13 protein-coding genes are annotated in these 16386 nt (G+C 43.6%); 5 read left to right on the top strand and 8 right to left on the bottom strand.

The features are described 5' to 3' along the window. Positions 1-254: 254 nt before the first annotated feature. Positions 255-3818, bottom strand: a complete 3564-nt coding sequence (locus tag NSQ38_RS15815; protein WP_339782882.1) for an S-layer homology domain-containing protein — start codon at positions 3816-3818, stop codon at positions 255-257. A 444-nt stretch (positions 3819-4262) separates the two neighbouring features. Between NSQ38_RS15815 and NSQ38_RS15810 the strand changes: the two genes are divergently transcribed. Both NSQ38_RS15810 and cysK read left to right on the top strand, forming a co-directional pair. Beyond that, the gene (locus NSQ38_RS15810) at positions 4263-4646 is read left to right on the top strand and encodes a hypothetical protein (protein ID WP_339782880.1); all 384 of its coding nucleotides are present in this window, start codon (positions 4263-4265) and stop codon (positions 4644-4646) included. A 310-nt stretch (positions 4647-4956) separates the two neighbouring features. Further along, positions 4957-5913 (top strand): cysteine synthase A, encoded by a 957-nt coding sequence (gene cysK, locus NSQ38_RS15805; protein WP_339782878.1) that lies wholly within the window; start codon positions 4957-4959, stop codon positions 5911-5913. Positions 5914-6426: 513 nt separating this feature from the next. On the opposite strand, the gene NSQ38_RS15800 is transcribed toward cysK, so the two are convergent. Then, complete coding sequence (locus tag NSQ38_RS15800; protein ID WP_339790556.1) at positions 6427-8409, bottom strand: ATP-dependent DNA helicase; 1983 nt, start codon at positions 8407-8409, stop codon at positions 6427-6429. Between the two features lie 526 nt (positions 8410-8935). Between NSQ38_RS15800 and NSQ38_RS15795 the strand changes: the two genes are divergently transcribed. Further along, the gene (locus NSQ38_RS15795; RefSeq protein ID WP_339782876.1) at positions 8936-10315 is read left to right on the top strand and encodes a right-handed parallel beta-helix repeat-containing protein; all 1380 of its coding nucleotides are present in this window, start codon (positions 8936-8938) and stop codon (positions 10313-10315) included. A gap of 176 nt (positions 10316-10491) precedes the next feature. On the opposite strand, the gene NSQ38_RS15790 is transcribed toward NSQ38_RS15795, so the two are convergent. Beyond that, positions 10492-10761, bottom strand: a complete 270-nt coding sequence (locus tag NSQ38_RS15790) for a DUF6809 family protein (RefSeq protein ID WP_339782874.1) — start codon at positions 10759-10761, stop codon at positions 10492-10494. A gap of 113 nt (positions 10762-10874) precedes the next feature. Between NSQ38_RS15790 and NSQ38_RS15785 the strand changes: the two genes are divergently transcribed. Continuing rightward, positions 10875-11093: a helix-turn-helix transcriptional regulator gene (locus NSQ38_RS15785; protein ID WP_339307109.1), complete on the top strand. Its 219-nt coding sequence runs from the start codon at positions 10875-10877 to the stop codon at positions 11091-11093. An 803-nt stretch (positions 11094-11896) separates the two neighbouring features. Next, positions 11897-12325, top strand: a complete 429-nt coding sequence (locus tag NSQ38_RS15780) for a hypothetical protein (protein ID WP_339307107.1) — start codon at positions 11897-11899, stop codon at positions 12323-12325. 401 nt (positions 12326-12726) lie between these two features. On the opposite strand, the gene NSQ38_RS15775 is transcribed toward NSQ38_RS15780, so the two are convergent. From NSQ38_RS15775 to NSQ38_RS15755, 5 genes are all read right to left on the bottom strand, one after another. Further along, positions 12727-13599: an HNH endonuclease gene (locus NSQ38_RS15775; protein WP_339782871.1), complete on the bottom strand. Its 873-nt coding sequence runs from the start codon at positions 13597-13599 to the stop codon at positions 12727-12729. 286 nt (positions 13600-13885) lie between these two features. Further along, the gene (locus tag NSQ38_RS15770; protein WP_339782869.1) at positions 13886-14047 is read right to left on the bottom strand and encodes a hypothetical protein; all 162 of its coding nucleotides are present in this window, start codon (positions 14045-14047) and stop codon (positions 13886-13888) included. 478 nt (positions 14048-14525) lie between these two features. Beyond that, entirely contained in the window at positions 14526-14759 is a 234-nt protein-coding gene (locus NSQ38_RS15765; RefSeq protein WP_339782867.1) for a hypothetical protein, read from the bottom strand. A 429-nt stretch (positions 14760-15188) separates the two neighbouring features. Continuing rightward, a complete protein-coding gene (locus NSQ38_RS15760; protein WP_339782866.1) occupies positions 15189-15611 on the bottom strand; it encodes a hypothetical protein in 423 nt (140 codons plus the stop codon). Then, positions 15608-16297 (bottom strand): hypothetical protein, encoded by a 690-nt coding sequence (locus NSQ38_RS15755; RefSeq protein WP_339782865.1) that lies wholly within the window; start codon positions 16295-16297, stop codon positions 15608-15610. Before NSQ38_RS15755 ends, NSQ38_RS15760 begins: the two co-directional genes overlap by 4 nt. Positions 16298-16386: the final 89 nt, after the last annotated feature.

Here is a 16386-nt window from a genome sequence, read left to right as displayed (position 1 = left end):
GCTTTCAGCAAACTAAAGAAGACGAGGAATGATCGTTATAGTTCACGTCTTTCCTGCACTTGCTATTTCCAATTATAATATAAGAACATATGTTCTGTAAATAAAAAAGAGAAATATATTTTGACCTATAAAAATTTCAATAAGAGTTGAATAGCATTTAATTTTTTTCTGTAAAAAAACAGGCGACGCTAACTTAGCGCTGCCTGTTTCAGTAGTCATTATTTCGTAATTTCGTACTTATAAGCTGGGGCTGTCTAGATGAGACCGGACTGTTGAAGCAATCTGCGTATAATCACAGCTGTTTCGGCGCGGGTAATCGATTGATTCGGAGCAATTATATCTTTTCCACGTCCGGACACCAGTCCGGCGGAGATGCTCGATGCTACTGCTTCCTTCGCCCAACTTGCTACTTGCTCAGCATCCGCGTAATCAGACCATTGCTGAACGTTCCCGGCAGATGCAGCTGTTTCCATTCCAGTCACTGTCATAGCTCGTGCTATGAGCGCCATTGCTTCCTGACGAGTAATCTGTGCCTGTGGACGGAATGTTCCATCTTCATATCCATCGATTAGGCCATAGCTGGACGCTGTGTTCACAGCACCCGCGTACCACTGGCTTCCACTCACATCGTTAAAGGAGTTAAGCTGTTCTCCAGGTTTTAATCCTAATCCACGTACCAGGATAGCAGTGAACTCTGCACGTGTAACTCCACGGTTCGGTTCAAATGTGGTGTCCGTGATTCCCTCGATAACCATACGTGAACCCATATCATTCACTTCTGTCTTGGCCCAGTGTTGGGCTACATCAGTGAAGGTATGCGGGTGCCAGATAACGGCATACACACTGTTCGTCAAGCTGTTAATCTGCGCATGGTATACCCCATTCACCTGTGTAATTTTTGTGGGTACATGGCGCACAGTTCCTTCTGTATCCACTACAACACCTGTGGTGATCTGATTTAGATCAACGTTCGCTGCTAATGCAATCGTACGCGATACATAACTATTGAACTTATCCACACTCACGGATTTGCCATCGAAAGTGGCTGTTACTTTGAAATCAACTGGTGATCCCAGAAGAGTATATCCATTTTCCTGAGCTGCTGACTGTGCTGTCTGTATCACTGCTTCTGTTGGCTGTGAAATTTCGATTTGCAGTTTGATGTTCTCCAAGGAATTGTCAGAATTCACACCCAGTTGCTGCGCGAGCTTCTCAATATTAACCTGCTGTGCAGGTAACGTGTAAGAGGCAATATCCGTTTGAAGCACCAATACGGCTTGTTTGTCAGCCATGAGTTTGACTGTCTGGCCCGTCAGTTCACCAATAACCAGATCTCCTTGGCCATTACCTGTCAAAGGGATCGTGACAATGGCGTTGTTCCCCTCGGTTTGAAGTTTCTGTGCAATGAGAACTGCGTCCACTGTAAGGGTTACAACTTTTCGCCCGTTCACTTCAGTAGTGGCTAAGCTTCCAGCGTTCTCGGCCTTACCGTTCACTAGCACCTGAGCACCTGTAGATGGCGGAGTTACGACGGGATTAGTCACTGGTGTACTTACACTGTTTCCACCAGAACTGGAACCACCTGAGTTTCCATTGCCACCCGATCCGCCTGAACCATCACTATTGCGCTTGATGTTCAGCGTATATGTTTTCTTGCTTATTCCGTCCAATGCAGTTACTTCGATCGTAATTGTGTTCATACCACTGACTAATTGCACGACTGTACTGTTACCGCTGATACCATTAATTTTCACTACGGCTCCAGTTTGATCCGGTTTAACGCTAATTTCAGTCGTGCTAACTGAACTGCTGACTGTCGCTTCATATATCTCTTCTTCCGGGCTGAATGTCGGAGATAATATGATCGAAGGTAGAGCTATTTCACTCAATTTGGCATTGGTGATGTCAATTCGATTGATGTTAAGTTTATAGTCGTTACTGGTGCCGTCCTCCGCCTGCACATTAATGTTAACAAGGTTTGAGCCGTATACCAGATCCGTAACTGTGTATGTGTATATGCCATCCGTCATGGTTTCACCTGTAGCGCCTGTTACGTGTACGACTTGTTCTTCATTTGCTTTGCCTAGAGAGAAGTCTAAACTTGTCACGTCAGATTCAACATCTACGCGATAATCAAGCTCATCTACAGAGAAGTCCGGTGTCAGCTGCCCTGAACTTACCGTAAGGGTGGAGAGTGTTGCTGTAGATGACATCCATTTCGCATAAAGCGTAATATTTTGCGTCAAGTTCGTATTGAAGTCAAAAGGTTGAAGCAGTTGGCTATCCTGATACCATCCCGAGAACGTGTATCCTGCTTTTTCCGGAGCATCAGGATTCACTGCCGAGCTATTGTAGTTCACCTTTTGATTGTCAATCTCGGTTCCGCCATTCGATTCAAAACTAATATTTACATACAGTGGTTGCCACTGTGCATACAACGTCACATCACTATCGCTAATGGAGAATGTATCTGCTGCGCTATAGCTGGTTCCGCTACCATCTGCCGATGTATTCCATCCAATGAACTGATGATCTTCCTTTTCAAGCACTCCAGTGTTATCTAGCACAGTTACTGTTTCGTCTTTTTGATACTTATTGTTGTCCACGGGGACATTTCCAGTGATTGCGCCATTGGCATTGTAAGTCACTGAATGTTCTGTAGAGAGTGTCATGACCGTCAGCTTATTACTTTTTGAGTTGTCTATATAAGCTACATAGGGCATGCCATTTGGACCAAAGGCAAGTGAAGTTTCGTTTATTTGACCTGCGGAAAATGGCTTGCCCCCAACCATAGTCCATTGATTGCCATCCAGCTTCATCATAACACCCTGCGGGTCCATGCTATAGTTCACACTATTTCTGAAAGCCGTGTAAGGTACGCCTTGGGGATCAAATGCTAAAGACAGTTTATAAGTCGATCCTGTTGAGAAGCCCACGTTCCCTACCACTTCCCACTGGCTGCCATTCAGTTTCATTACAGTTGCTTTATAACTGTTGGAACCGTCTTGAAACGCAACATAAGGTACATTGTTCGGACCAAATGCAAGTGCAGGATATGATGCCGAGTCTGCTGTAAATGCTGCATTCCCCACATTTTTCCATAAACCACCTGCAAACTGCATGACAGTCAATTTATTATTGGTTGAATCTTTAAAAGCAAAATATGGAATTCCGTTAGCATCAAAAATAAGTTTGGACATCTCTAGTGCAACACCTGTCGTAAATCCGGCAGTCCCAACGGTCTCCCACTGATTTCCATTTATTTTTTTAACTGTCACTTTAGTATCTGCAGCATGATCTCGGTAGGCCACGTAAGGGGTATCATCCGGACTAAAAGCAAGTGTAACGTAAACTGCCGCTCCTGCTGAAAAACCAGCACTACCCACAATCTCCCATTGTTCTCCGTTAAATTTCATAACTGTTGCTTTACTTTCATTATCCCCATCCTGATAAGCTGCGTATGGAGTATTATGAGAATCAAATGCGAGCGATGAGGTGTTATGTATCACGCCAGTAGAGAAACCAGCAGGCCCCACGGTTTGCCATGCTCCAGAAACGTATTTTAGAACCGTTGCTTTCCCGCCATTGTCTCCATCCTTAAACATGGTGTACGGTGTACCTTCCCGATCAAAGACCAACGTAATATTCTCCGCCTGCCCTGATGTAAATCCAACTCCTCCCACATCCACCCATGTTCCACTTGCCGCATAAGCACGTTCTACACCTAACGCCTGAAACCCTGGAATTCCTCCAAAAATTAATGCAGCTACAATCAGCATCGTTATCACTTTTTTAAACCTCAGTAAACTTTTATTCATCACTATCGTCCTTCCACTCATCATATAAAATCCTTGTCCCTCGCGACTTCATCTCCGTCTCAACCTTACAAATCTACTTTCTAGCTACATAACGAGCTTGATAATATACCCATCAGACGTACATCCGTTGAAATATGTATTTTTTAAATATTAGTACTCCTTTCGTTGTGGATTGAAATTTTAAAGATAGTATAACGAGCTACTATAAACAAACTCTAAACAAAGGGAGTAAGTTCTCCTTTTATGTTCTGCATTTCGAATAGGTGAAGTTGCCTAAGAGCCTTATTACACAAAGGTTTTCATGTGATTTAAACGGCCTTAAAGAGAAAATGTAAATATTTTCAGATTGAAACCTGCATGACTCAGGATTATGCTGGCTATAATATAAACAGGAACGTTTGTTCCTAATTAGAACGATATATTTATGGCTAAGGAAGTGAACATATGACATCCTCAACTTCCGCCCCATCCCCTGCGGATGAAGACCATCGTCTGATTAAAGGTCTTGTTGTGCGCACGCTATTGCTGGATGTACTTGAACGAGATATTCGTACACTGGATACGCTGATGCTGAAGATGCCTGAAGTCTACATTCTGTCGCTGACCCGCATTCAGAACAATGTGCTCAAGGAGATGTTGGTCCTTCGTAAACAGATGAGAAACCGTGGTGTCAAAGTACTGGAAGAGAAACGTGAAGCAGATGGTATCGAAACTCTGTACATGTGCAGGGGGTATTGGCAACGGTTCTATATGCTGTGGACATTTGCACGCAATGAAGTCAAAAAAGAACTCATTCGGCATCTGCAGATGGACTTGGCGCAGACCTGATGCAACTTTGACAATATTGCACCCGGGTATACAACCCCTTCTATTGTTCATCTAAATCAGATGGATATGATCAACCTTCTCACCATCTAAAGTTACGTTTGAATCATTACAAAACGTCACTACCACTAATTGTTGATGTGCATTACTGCTTTAAGTGAGACTTAGAATATCCATCCCCAGCAAAACAAGTTGACCACGGAAGGTTACGTTCATTAAGATGGAATAGAGATATCCAACCATTCCAATAAGGCATGAATTGATTTCAACCGGATATACGCTCAACGTCTTATCAATCAAGGAGCTGTACTTCATGGATTTGAATACCCATTCGATTAAACAAACACCCGCACATACAGGCATTGCCGCAGATGTAACCGAACTGATCGGCCAGACACCTGCCGTTAAACTGAACCGACTCACAGGCAACGACTCCGCTGACGTATACGTGAAACTGGAATACTTCAACCCCAGTGGCAGCGTCAAAGACCGTGCCGCATACAATCTGATCGTTCAGGCTGAACTTGCGGGACACTTGCTACCCGGCGCAACCATTATCGAACCAACCAGTGGCAATACGGGCATAGGTCTTGCGATGAATGCCGCCGCCAAAGGATATAAAGCGATTCTGATCATGCCGGACAATATGTCCAAGGAACGCATCAATATCCTGAAAGCCTACGGCGCAGATGTGGTTCTCACCCCTGCCGCGGAGCGGATGCCAGGTGCGATTCGCAAAGCAAAAGAACTTCAGGCAGACATTCCGGGAAGTTTCATTCCGCAGCAATTCGAAAATCAGGCGAACCCGGACATTCACCGGATCACGACGGCTCCCGAGATTATGCAACAGATGGAAGGAAAGCTGGATGCCTTCATCGCGACGGCGGGAACTGGTGGAACCATTACCGGGACGGGAGAGGAACTGCGCAAGCAGTTACCCGATATCCGCATCTATGCGGTGGAGCCCAAAGGTTCTCCGGTGTTGTCCGGTGGCGAGCCCGGACCACACAAGCTCGTCGGTACAAGTCCGGGGTTCATTCCGGACATCCTGAATACCGACGTGTGGGATGCCATCATCCAGGTGTCCGATGAGGACGCACTGGAGACGATGCGGCAGCTTGCTGCCCGGGAAGGGCTGTTACTCGGCCCTTCCTCTGGGGCTTCGGTGTGGGCCTCCCTTCGCATCGCGAAGGAACTAGGGCCGGGGCACCGAGTGCTCTGCATTGCGCCGGATACCGGGGAACGGTATTTGAGCATGGATATTTTTTAACACAGCAAAAATCTATGCACATCAAAAAGGGGCTTCCATGTCCCATAAGTCATGAGCATAACAGAGGCCCTTCTTTATTATCGCTCATTTCATTTAGTGTTCATTTAGCGTTCATTGGTTCTAATGAACCTGGCACACGCTATTCTCACCTATTTGCGCAGGTCTGACGTGTAACGAATCACAGCGACGTTATTTCTCCAAATTCGGTCGATTTACAGGCTTAAAAGATATTTTCGGTGGGATAACGTTACTGAGATTCGTTAGAATTTACATCTCTTCATTATCACCCTAATAAGGTGCGGTGGATTCGTTAGAATGTTGAAGCGATTGGGGTAGCGAGAAGCGAGGGAAAATCCCTCAAAAAAAAGGGAAGAGAAGTACTTTGAAGGAACCAACAAAATAAAATATAAGCTCTTGCTCCCATACGAATGGTGAATCCGCAGAGAACAAGAACTTATTTTATCAAGAAACCTTATCATTAAAAATAAAGCAAGAACATTTAACGTAAACTGTTTAGTGTATCAGGGTTGTCCATTCCACACCTTCAGGAAGCAGAGCCGCAATGCGGTCTTTGGCTTCCTTTTTGGTATACAGCGATTCATCGAGAATGACCGCAGAACCGGAATCCGTGCTTGTCCGAATCAGACGTCCGAGACCTTGCTTCACACGCAAGAGCATATACGGAAGATCGATCTCTTCGTATGGTGCTGCCGACGCACTGCGTTTTGCATTGAAGACAGGGTCCTGTGGTGGATACGGAAGCGACCAGATCATGACATTGGATAATGACGGTCCTGGAACGTCCAGTCCTTCCCACAGATTAACGGAGCACAGCACACTCTCCTCATCCTGCTGGAACGCCGCGATCAGATCACTGATCTCCCGGTCGCCCTCATACATAAAGCGCAAACCTTCTGCTTCAGGTACATGAACGATGTCCTGTTTGAACGCGCGTAGTTCTTCCATCGTACGGAACAGAATCAGCGCACGTCCTCCACTCTCCTGGAGTAACGACACCGCATCACGCATGCGATTTTCGTTCTCCGGGTGACCCGGCACAGCTTCATTGGTAATTTTCATCTTCATTTTGTCCGCATAATCATACGGGGAAGCTACCGAGAACGATACAAAATCATCAATGCCCAGGCTGTCCGCTACATAACGGAATGAACTATCCACAGATAACGTTGCAGAGGAGAACACGATTGGAATACCTGTGTTGAACACCCGCTCGTTCAGCATTTCCTTCACGGTACGCGGCATGATCGATAAGGTTGTCTCATCCTCGCTCTCTTCCGCCCAACAGATGTAACCATCTTCCTTGCGGAACAAGGCAAGTGCAGACTGAATCATGTCCAAATGTTCTTCCACGACACGCATCTGATAACCATCCAGCGAGAACAATCCGCTCTCAAATACCAGTTCCTCACCGATCGCATCCAGCACACTCGTCAGACGTTCAATCTCACGCAGCAGTGGCGGCTCTACCCGAACTTCTTTCCGTTCCGATCCCGGAATCGCCACCGTATACGTATCCAGCAATGCAAACAGTCGCTCACTGCTCTCAATCGCTTCATCCACACGCTCCGCGAGGGATTCACGAATCTCACCTTCAAGCAGGCGAGTCACGAGTTCCTCGAAGATGCGGTGTTTCAATTTGTAGCTCAGTGCGTTCAGGGCTGCTTCTTCCAGCAAATGTCCTTCATCAAATACAACTGAGCTGTGATCAGGCAACAGGGGCAGTTGTCCCTCGCGTTTGCGCGCATCGTAGGTCCAGACATGCTCCATGTAATAATCATGGGAACAGATGATGATGTCTTTGGAACGACGGTAATGGTCACGCGATAGCGTCAGGCCGCAGCGTTGACGTTTTGGACAAACAAAACAATCCTGGAACGGGTCCCAGTTGATTTTATTCCACTGACGATCATTCAGATGTGGATACTGTTTGCGGTCACCATATGGATGGAAGGCCTGAAGTGTACCCGGCGTGTTCACAAAATCCGGCAGACTCTCATGCACTTCTTCAATAACAGGCGCATCCTCATCCGCAAATCGCATCGCACTTAATTTGTTCAGACAGACGTATTGGTCCGGTGACTTACCCAGACGTGCGTCCACTTCCAAGTCCAGATGTGCAGCCAGCTTCGCAATATCTCCGCCGGGCTTCACAAGCTGTTCAATCAAGGACTCATCGGCACAGGCGATCACTGCCGGTTTGCCCGTATAACGTGCATAACAGACCGCGTAGAGCAGATAGACTAACGTCTTGCCTGTTCCGACACCGGCCTCCGCCATAATGGTCTTTTTATCTCCATAGGCCCGTTCGAGCTGGTACGCCATAAAAATCTGTTCATCCCGTACCTCGAAGCCGGACTCTGGCAAAATATCGTAAAAAACATCGGCAACCCATTCCCCAAGACGGGATACAAAAGGTTCAGCCGGATCATATGCAAAAGGATAACGTTGTGTAGACAATCCTAGGTCAGCCTCCATTCTTAGACAAAGCGGTCCAATTTCAATTTTCCGTTCCAAAAAGGCCGCTGGGCAAAAGTTAATTATCTCACGTCATGACGTGAATGACAACTTTTTTTTGACACGATAAATGAAGGACGTATTTTTTGCAGTCACCATTGCTCTTTTCCCCATCGTCATCGGTTGATACCGAGGTTGATTTTGGTGGATCAAGGGTGTGTTTGAGTGTCATTTATGGACAAAAGAGAGCCTTATTACATTCATTTGGGAGGATGGGCTGTTAAATGAGGGCGATGAACCGATGGCAGGATTATATGACACCTGTGCAATACATGGCGTTCGAACCGGAGAAGCCTGCTACGTCAGCTTGTGCACCAATCTGAGCAAATGATTATTGATGATAACGTTTACAACATTTACCATGAAGCTGTGCTGTACAGATGGGTTCTGTCCAATCGCAATGACTTACCCCAATGATTCACCTGTCCGGTACAAAGCAACAGCAGCTCACGCATTCTATTTCCCATTAACCAAGGAGGTCTACGTAATGAAATTATTTCCATCCACATCTACTCATGTATCTGCACGATCTGCCCGTTCTCTGAAGGAACGTTCCCTCAAATCCAAAATGGCCCAACTCTGTCTGAGTGCCGCGTTCCCTCTATTATTGATTGGTGGTGGGTCGGTTGGTGCGGCGGAACTGATCGAGAGTAGCTTGCAAAATAACCCATCAGAAGCAGCCGCCACCTCAAGTATGACACTTGCTGCGGGTGATCTCTATGTCTCCCCTAACGGCTCAGCCAGCAATCCGGGTACGATCAACAGTCCAACGTCTCTGGCTAACGCATTAACCCAGATCGCACCGGGCAAAACGATCTATCTACGCGGCGGTACCTATAACTTCTCCCAGACCATTACCATTGAACGTGGCAATAGCGGCACATCGAGCCAACGCAAAAACCTGGTGGCGTATGGATCGGAAAAACCAGTCTTTGATTTCTCAGCCCAAACCTTCGCTTCCACCAATCGTGGACTGCAAATGTTCGGAGACTACTGGTTCGTCAAAGGGCTTGAGGTGAAGGGTGCAGGCGATAACGGCATCTTCATCGGAGGCAGCTACAACCGCCTGGAGCAGATCGAGGCTCATCACAACCGGGATACGGGTATTCAAATGGGACGTTATGCTTCCACAGCCGCCAAGAGTGAATGGCCTGCATATAATGAAGTGATTCGTTCCTACTCCCACAACAACTATGATCCGGATGACGGCGAGGATGCAGACGGTTTTGCGGCCAAACTGACCGTAGGCCCGGGCAATGTCTTCGACGGTTGTATTGCGGCTTATAACGTGGACGATGGCTGGGATCTCTATAGCAAAACGGACACAGGCGCCATCGGCGCGGTTACGATCCGCAACAGCATCGCCTACGCCAATGGCGCAACCGCAGACGGCACTTCTACCTCCAACAGTGATGGCAACGGCTTCAAGCTGGGCGGCGAGAAGATTGCCGTGAATCATATCGTTGAGAACAATATTGCGTTTAATAATAAAAAGCATGGCTTCACCTACAACAGCAATCCCGGCTCGATTCAGATGAAAAACAACACCTCCTGGAACAACGGGCAAAGCAACTTTGCCTTTGATGTAGGCACCCACATCTTCACCAACAACCTGTCCTTCCAAGGCGGCGCCAGTGACAAAACAAGCGGAACCGACGTCAGCAGCACCAACGTCTGGTGGAAGAACAAAAAAAGCGAGAACGCCAAAGGCCTGCTCGCCAGCGCAGCCGACTTTGTCTCCCTCGTGCCTTCGGTAACGCGTAGCGCGGACGGAACACCTGTCTTGGGTAATTTCCTGAAGCTTGCGGGTGGCAGTGATTTGATTGGCTCAGGTACGCCATCGGGTACAAATATTGGGGCCAGATAGGTTGTAGTGTAGGTGGAGTTTGAGTAGGACATGTGTGTTGAGTGCACATATGGATTAAAAGACGCTACGGAATAAACATAAAATCCCCTTCTCTATGCCAGCCAGATTGCCGGTGTTGGAGAAGGGGATTTTTGAGTTGCTATACATACCCTGCTGACTTATAAATTGATAGATACTCACGGTTTGCATAAGACCTCAATAATGAGTTTACCGCCTGTACGAAAACCTTGCTCAAACGCTGCTTCAACATACATTGATGTGGATTGTCCGATCAGGTCTACCAGTTGTTCCAAAGCATCGTATTCGTTATCGGTAAGCTGTGTTCTGTAGTCTTGCATCAGGTCCGATATCTGGCGATTGATCTCCTGATATTCAGCTTGCTCAGGATGAATCGACTCGTCCAACCGCAAGTTCCCGTGAAACAAATCTTCAATCAGGTTTGACATGTTATCCCCACCTAGTCTTTTTACCAACTATTCTCACTATACTTTAGCGGATTTTCCGCTAAAAATCAATAGCGGATAACACGCTAAAGTATGATGTTGGAGAGGTGATGATAATGTACGCTCGTATACGCAATTTGCGTGAAGACAAAGACTTATCCCAAACACAAATGGCCACCTATCTTGGCTGTAGTCAACGTGTTTATAGTAACTATGAACGTGGCGAGTTGGACATTCCAACCGCTATATTGATTAAGCTGGCTGACTATCATCAGACAAGTACAGATTATCTTTTGAATCGGACGGATGTAAGAAAGCCTTATCCATCAAATTGATTTGGCTTGAACTTCATATACCCGTGGCTAAGTCCTTTCATGCTGAAAGCAAAGCCAAACTAGTACCCTGGTAATGTATTCATCCTTTCAAACTTGCTATGGGCGTTCGTTTGTAAGGATCATCAATCATAAGATAGAACTCTCTATAGATGAATGTCGGCGTATTAATCTTTTTCTATTGACCAACCATTCCTTAACAGCACGGGGACGTGGATTTTTTGATGTATTTCCAAGGAACAAGTTGATTCATATCCTCTTCTCTCCTGAACCAAATTGTCGCAGGGTCAACAGCTACGATATCAATCACATCGTTACAACGTTCGTTAAGAATTACTTCACCAGCACAAGCTCCACGCACCATGATCATAATCCGCTGAATCGTATCAAGCTTGTCCAGCGACCTTCCATTCTGATAACCAGGCGAGGGAAGTGGAGAATCCAGTAAGTTCTTGATTGCATCTAACGATTTCTGCCATTCTAAGTTGGCGTGTCTCCCATACGCAGAAAGTTGTAGAGCGCATGCGAAATATCGGGATGAACAGACACTACTGCGGCCGAAAGAACTGAATTCGCAAATGAAAAAATGGCTTTAAGATACCATTTCAATGTTTCACCAGACATAAAAATAGAAGGTAGGAAAAGTTTCCTTACCTTCTACATTTCTTCATACTTCTATGGATTTATAATATCATCGAGTTACTATAGTGTTACTACGGATTTAATCAGTAATCCTCATACATTCATCCCCCAATTATTTAATTTGGGACTTCGTATTCCGATATTAAATTCAAAGGAGGAGATATATGTTTTATACTAAAGTGCAATCTCTCGAAGAGTACTTAAATGCAATAAAAATAAAAAATCCTGAGCACGTAGAGAAAGTAAGAATAAGCCTGGGATACATAGTGCATAATTCCGCGAAGCAAGGAATAAACGTTGAAAACGAGCTGAAGAATATCCGAACCCACTATCAAGCTCAATTATCACTAGGGGGTGCCCAAAGCAATAATATTGCAATTTTCGCTGTTTTAATTAGCTTGATTGTCGGATTTTTTAGTATAGTTCCTTCTTCAGTACCAGAAAAGTTACTATTTATTCCTATGTACTTGTTTATTCTTTTTATTATGATTGGCGCAACTCAAACTAACAAACGGTTTAATAAAAAAGTAGTCACATACACTATTATCTTGCAAATTATCGATGAGTTATTAGAATCCAAAGACTTTCATTAAATTCACAACTCATCCTGCTGAAGCTTGATATCCAACTCGATGAGACGTTCCAAATCCTTTACAGTCTGCATCTTTTTTATTTTCAGACTGTAGGTCTTTCAACCACTGGGCAATCCATGCCTTGACGATTTTACGATACTGTTCCTTTGACTCAAGGATGCCCTCCATGACTTCAAGTTCGCGCTACAACAAAGTTTCATCTGCTTCTCATGTGTATCCCTCAGCTTTCCGTTATGATGGAATGCAAAAAAAGCGGCGGAGTCGATAAATGCCGCGCGCGACGGGACGCTATCTCAGCCGGGGGATACCTTGGGTAATAAGGAGTACGTTAGCGCGTCCTCCTTTTTTTATTTTTCCAACAAAATTAACCGCTTTATCTAAGACCGAAGGTTACCTGTGTTTTATTGAGTTTTAAATATGCGCTCTCTGTGATATTCCAAGTAAACCTTGTGCCGCTCTAGGAGATTTACTTTCATCTCTTCATGTACGTTCATCAATATCTTATTATGGGCTTCAAGTAATGGAGAGACCAAAATAAAGCCGTCATCACGAAAACTTATTAGACCCTTATCAAAAAGGATGTCATGGGTTGGACATAGTAGAAAACCGTTATATTGATCGAGTCTTTCTTTGTTACTAGACACACTCCAAGGCTTTGTGTGGCTAGCTCTTAAAAGATTCGGATTATCAATCCCACACAACTTACATTTTTCCTCAAGTGCTCGTAATCTCTGTTTGAAAATACCCTGACCGATTCTGTTTTTAACAATTTGCTCCCTAACTGTCTCTTGCGGCTCATCTGAAACTGCAATTATTTCAGCTTCAATTAATTCATCTTCGCTTTTTTCAACGGCGACAACATCATTCAATTTAAGTTCTAGCAAGGAGAATAAGTAGTCAGCAAGTTGATATGTTACCTGAAATAGGTATCCTGTATTTCTTCGGCCTAATGAATTAAAAGGGGCGTACTTTTCACCTTGTAAAGCTAAAATATCATCCATGTAATCCTTGTATCTAAAAGGTTTATCCACTTGAAAGTATCTTGCAGCAACTTTCCATCCGTCATTCTCCCATAGATCAACTTCTGCAAGATCGGCAGGCTTAGATGACTCTATAAAACCATTCTTGGCAACAATAATTGATAACAATTTACCATTAAAACTATTAAAAATTACGTCCCCTTTTGATACTAAGTTCATGGAATTCCAGTGATAGAAGGTCTGGCCTTCTAAATTTGCTTTAGGAGCCCATAAGAATTCCTTGTTTTGAAACACTAAGAAATATCTCATGAAGTTCCTGACCTATATCGTTTATATTTAAGTTTCTAGTTCGACATAATGCAACAAATCTCCTATCAAAATAGTGATTCGAAAACTACTAATTAATTGAACTTAACTGAAAATAAAAGTACAGGCTTTATACCAGGTACTCATTGTATAGATGTTTGATTACATCGCATAACTTCGGATAAATCTCCACGGTCCTGCAAGAAGATCGATCCAGCTGATTACAAGTCATCAGCTTGGAGGCGCTGCACCCAAGTCGGCTGATGGCCACCTACTACATGCTTGTTCGATCGTTCCAGACAATCGGCTCAACATAACCGATTTCCTCTATGCTGCGACGAAGCTTCTCATATTCCGGATCGCCTGGCTGAAGGTCGATTCTCGGGATATATACTGCTGCATTAATCTGATCGATCGGCACGATTCTCATGTTCATATCTATCACCTCAAATTTTAATAGCAACAAAAAAAAGCACCCGAAGGCGCTCTCATTCTTTCATTCTTTTCGCTTCTTCCTGCATTGCCCGGAATTTTGCAATATTGTCGATTTTACCTTTCAAACCAGCGAGTGCTGTCTTCTAAGTGTCATGTCATCAACATATTCATCGCCCGAATTCGAAAATGCTTTATGCTGCCCATTAGAAATCCTTTGCACATGAATATAATAACCCTCGTAAACTTCCATATAACACCTCCACCACAAATATATTATAAATCCCAATATACGACAATAATTGTATTGAGTTGGTTTCAACGTTCGGGTGAGCTTCATATCCGTGCGTAAGCTCACTCAGCGCCTGTTCTCAGCTCTCAAAATGGCTAACCCCTACAAACGTAAGTTCTCATGCTGTGATGCTTAAAATGGCTAACATTCTGTCATAAGGAGGAAAAAGAAAAAGCACCACAGCGGGTGCTTAAAATTCAAACTTTGCTTTATTTGGTTCTTTGACGTATACCAATACACGGATTTCGCCTGCAAAGCCTCCTGATAAATACAAAAATTCTCTTGAGGTTACGATATATCGTTTTCCTTCAAGAGCAACACTGTCACCAGTATTGGGAACCGGCACAAATTCAGAGTCATAAATCATATCTTGCTCGTTAATTCGATCTCCAGAATCATTCAAAAACTGTAACTCTAATTTCATTTCTTTCTACACCTCCTCTAACACTATCAAAACATGCTAGGGATATTTTACCTCTTTAGGACAAACAGGTCTACTACAGAACTGTTTCACCCCATTCCATCTGCCCCATACATAACCTCTACATTGCTCGGGCTGTAATTTGGATATGTATTGGACAGGTGGCTCTTTAATAGCTACAAAGCGCGTACTTCTAATCAATGAGCCTGCCACCACCTTTAAATATCCTCAAAACCGCCCTTCATATTTACAATCACTTGAGAATCTCGGCGTAAAAAAGCCATCGGGTTATGGATGGCTTTAAAATGGATATAAACATTCCCTCCCTGAGATACAAACTCAAATCGCCGTCTGTAAGCACAGTGTTCTTTTCAAATCAAAAGTAGTCACATATCGAGGTCATTCGTACCCGCACATCCCCCTCCAGTGCCTTCATGCTTCCATACTATCGCCAATATTTCTATCCATTTCTTTTGTGTTTGCACCCTGGAGAGCTTTTTCATAAAGTAATCGATACATTCTTCGCACTTCTGTTTTACTTAAATCTCCGTTTACTTGAGCCTCTTTTATATAACTCAAAATACCTTCAATTTCAGGGTCAAGCTTTTTCTTTTTAAACATCTCTGGGAAAGTAGTGATCAAAACCCCAAATAAAACCCAGCCAATGTAATTCATCTTTGTGATATCCAAAATGTTTTCCATCCTAGATAGTATAGGTTTGAAGACATCTGACAGGAAGTATAGTACATTCCCCAACAAAAATCCAAGACTAGTTTCTTTAGGATTATATAAGAATAGAAAATCTATTGCTTTCTTGGTAAAGGATGATATTTGATCCTTCAGCTGTTCGTTCAAGCTCTTTCCCCCATTGCAATATTATCCAAATCTTTGTATAAGTCTTCTTTAGTTTCTTTAGGAAAGATTTCTTTCTTTCCCTTGAAATTATTATCATTATCTTTAGAAGTTATGAAATAGAGCAACTCTCTTGCTTCATACTCATTCGATCCATAAAAACCTTTTCTTATACGATACTCTAATATCTTCTGATTAAGAAAGACTAGAAACAACAAAAGCACAAACAAAATAGTCCAAAAATTATTAATATCTCCTCTATTTACTATGACAAAAACTCCAAAAGCAAGAGCAATAAATAAGTAGGCTAAAGAAGTATTTTTAGCTTTGTAATCGACTAAGAAATTAACTATTGTAAGTTCTGGTAACCTTTTTTTTAAATCTACCTCACTAATTGCTTTATTAAATTTTTGCACAGCAGTAACAGCTTTCAAAATGTTATCAACATTTGATTGCTCCAGTGAGCCTACCACTGATTTAATTGTAGAACGGCCTACAGTTCTTCTTATGTACCATTTCATTTTGTTATTTCTGTCTCTGTCAGGTAAATCCATACCGCTAGTTAAATAATCAAGCAGTTTCTTTCTTTCATCAGTAAGACGTTTGTAATCTCGAAAACTTAACGCTGTTAGAACTGTAGATAATGTAGCGGTTATTACTGATATGATTAATACGATCGAAGACATCATTCTAATTTCCCCTCCTCATAATAAGATATCTTACCATAAATTAGTATGCTAACACAGTAGGAATTTTATATGCACGGTCACGGATTTAC

Origin of the sequence: Paenibacillus sp. FSL R7-0313 (assembly GCF_037969885.1) — a bacterium.
Taxonomy (GTDB): Bacteria; Bacillota; Bacilli; order Paenibacillales; family Paenibacillaceae; genus Paenibacillus.
The sequence above is the reverse complement of the archived record's forward strand: the minus strand, read 5'-3'. Positions and strand labels throughout refer to the sequence as shown.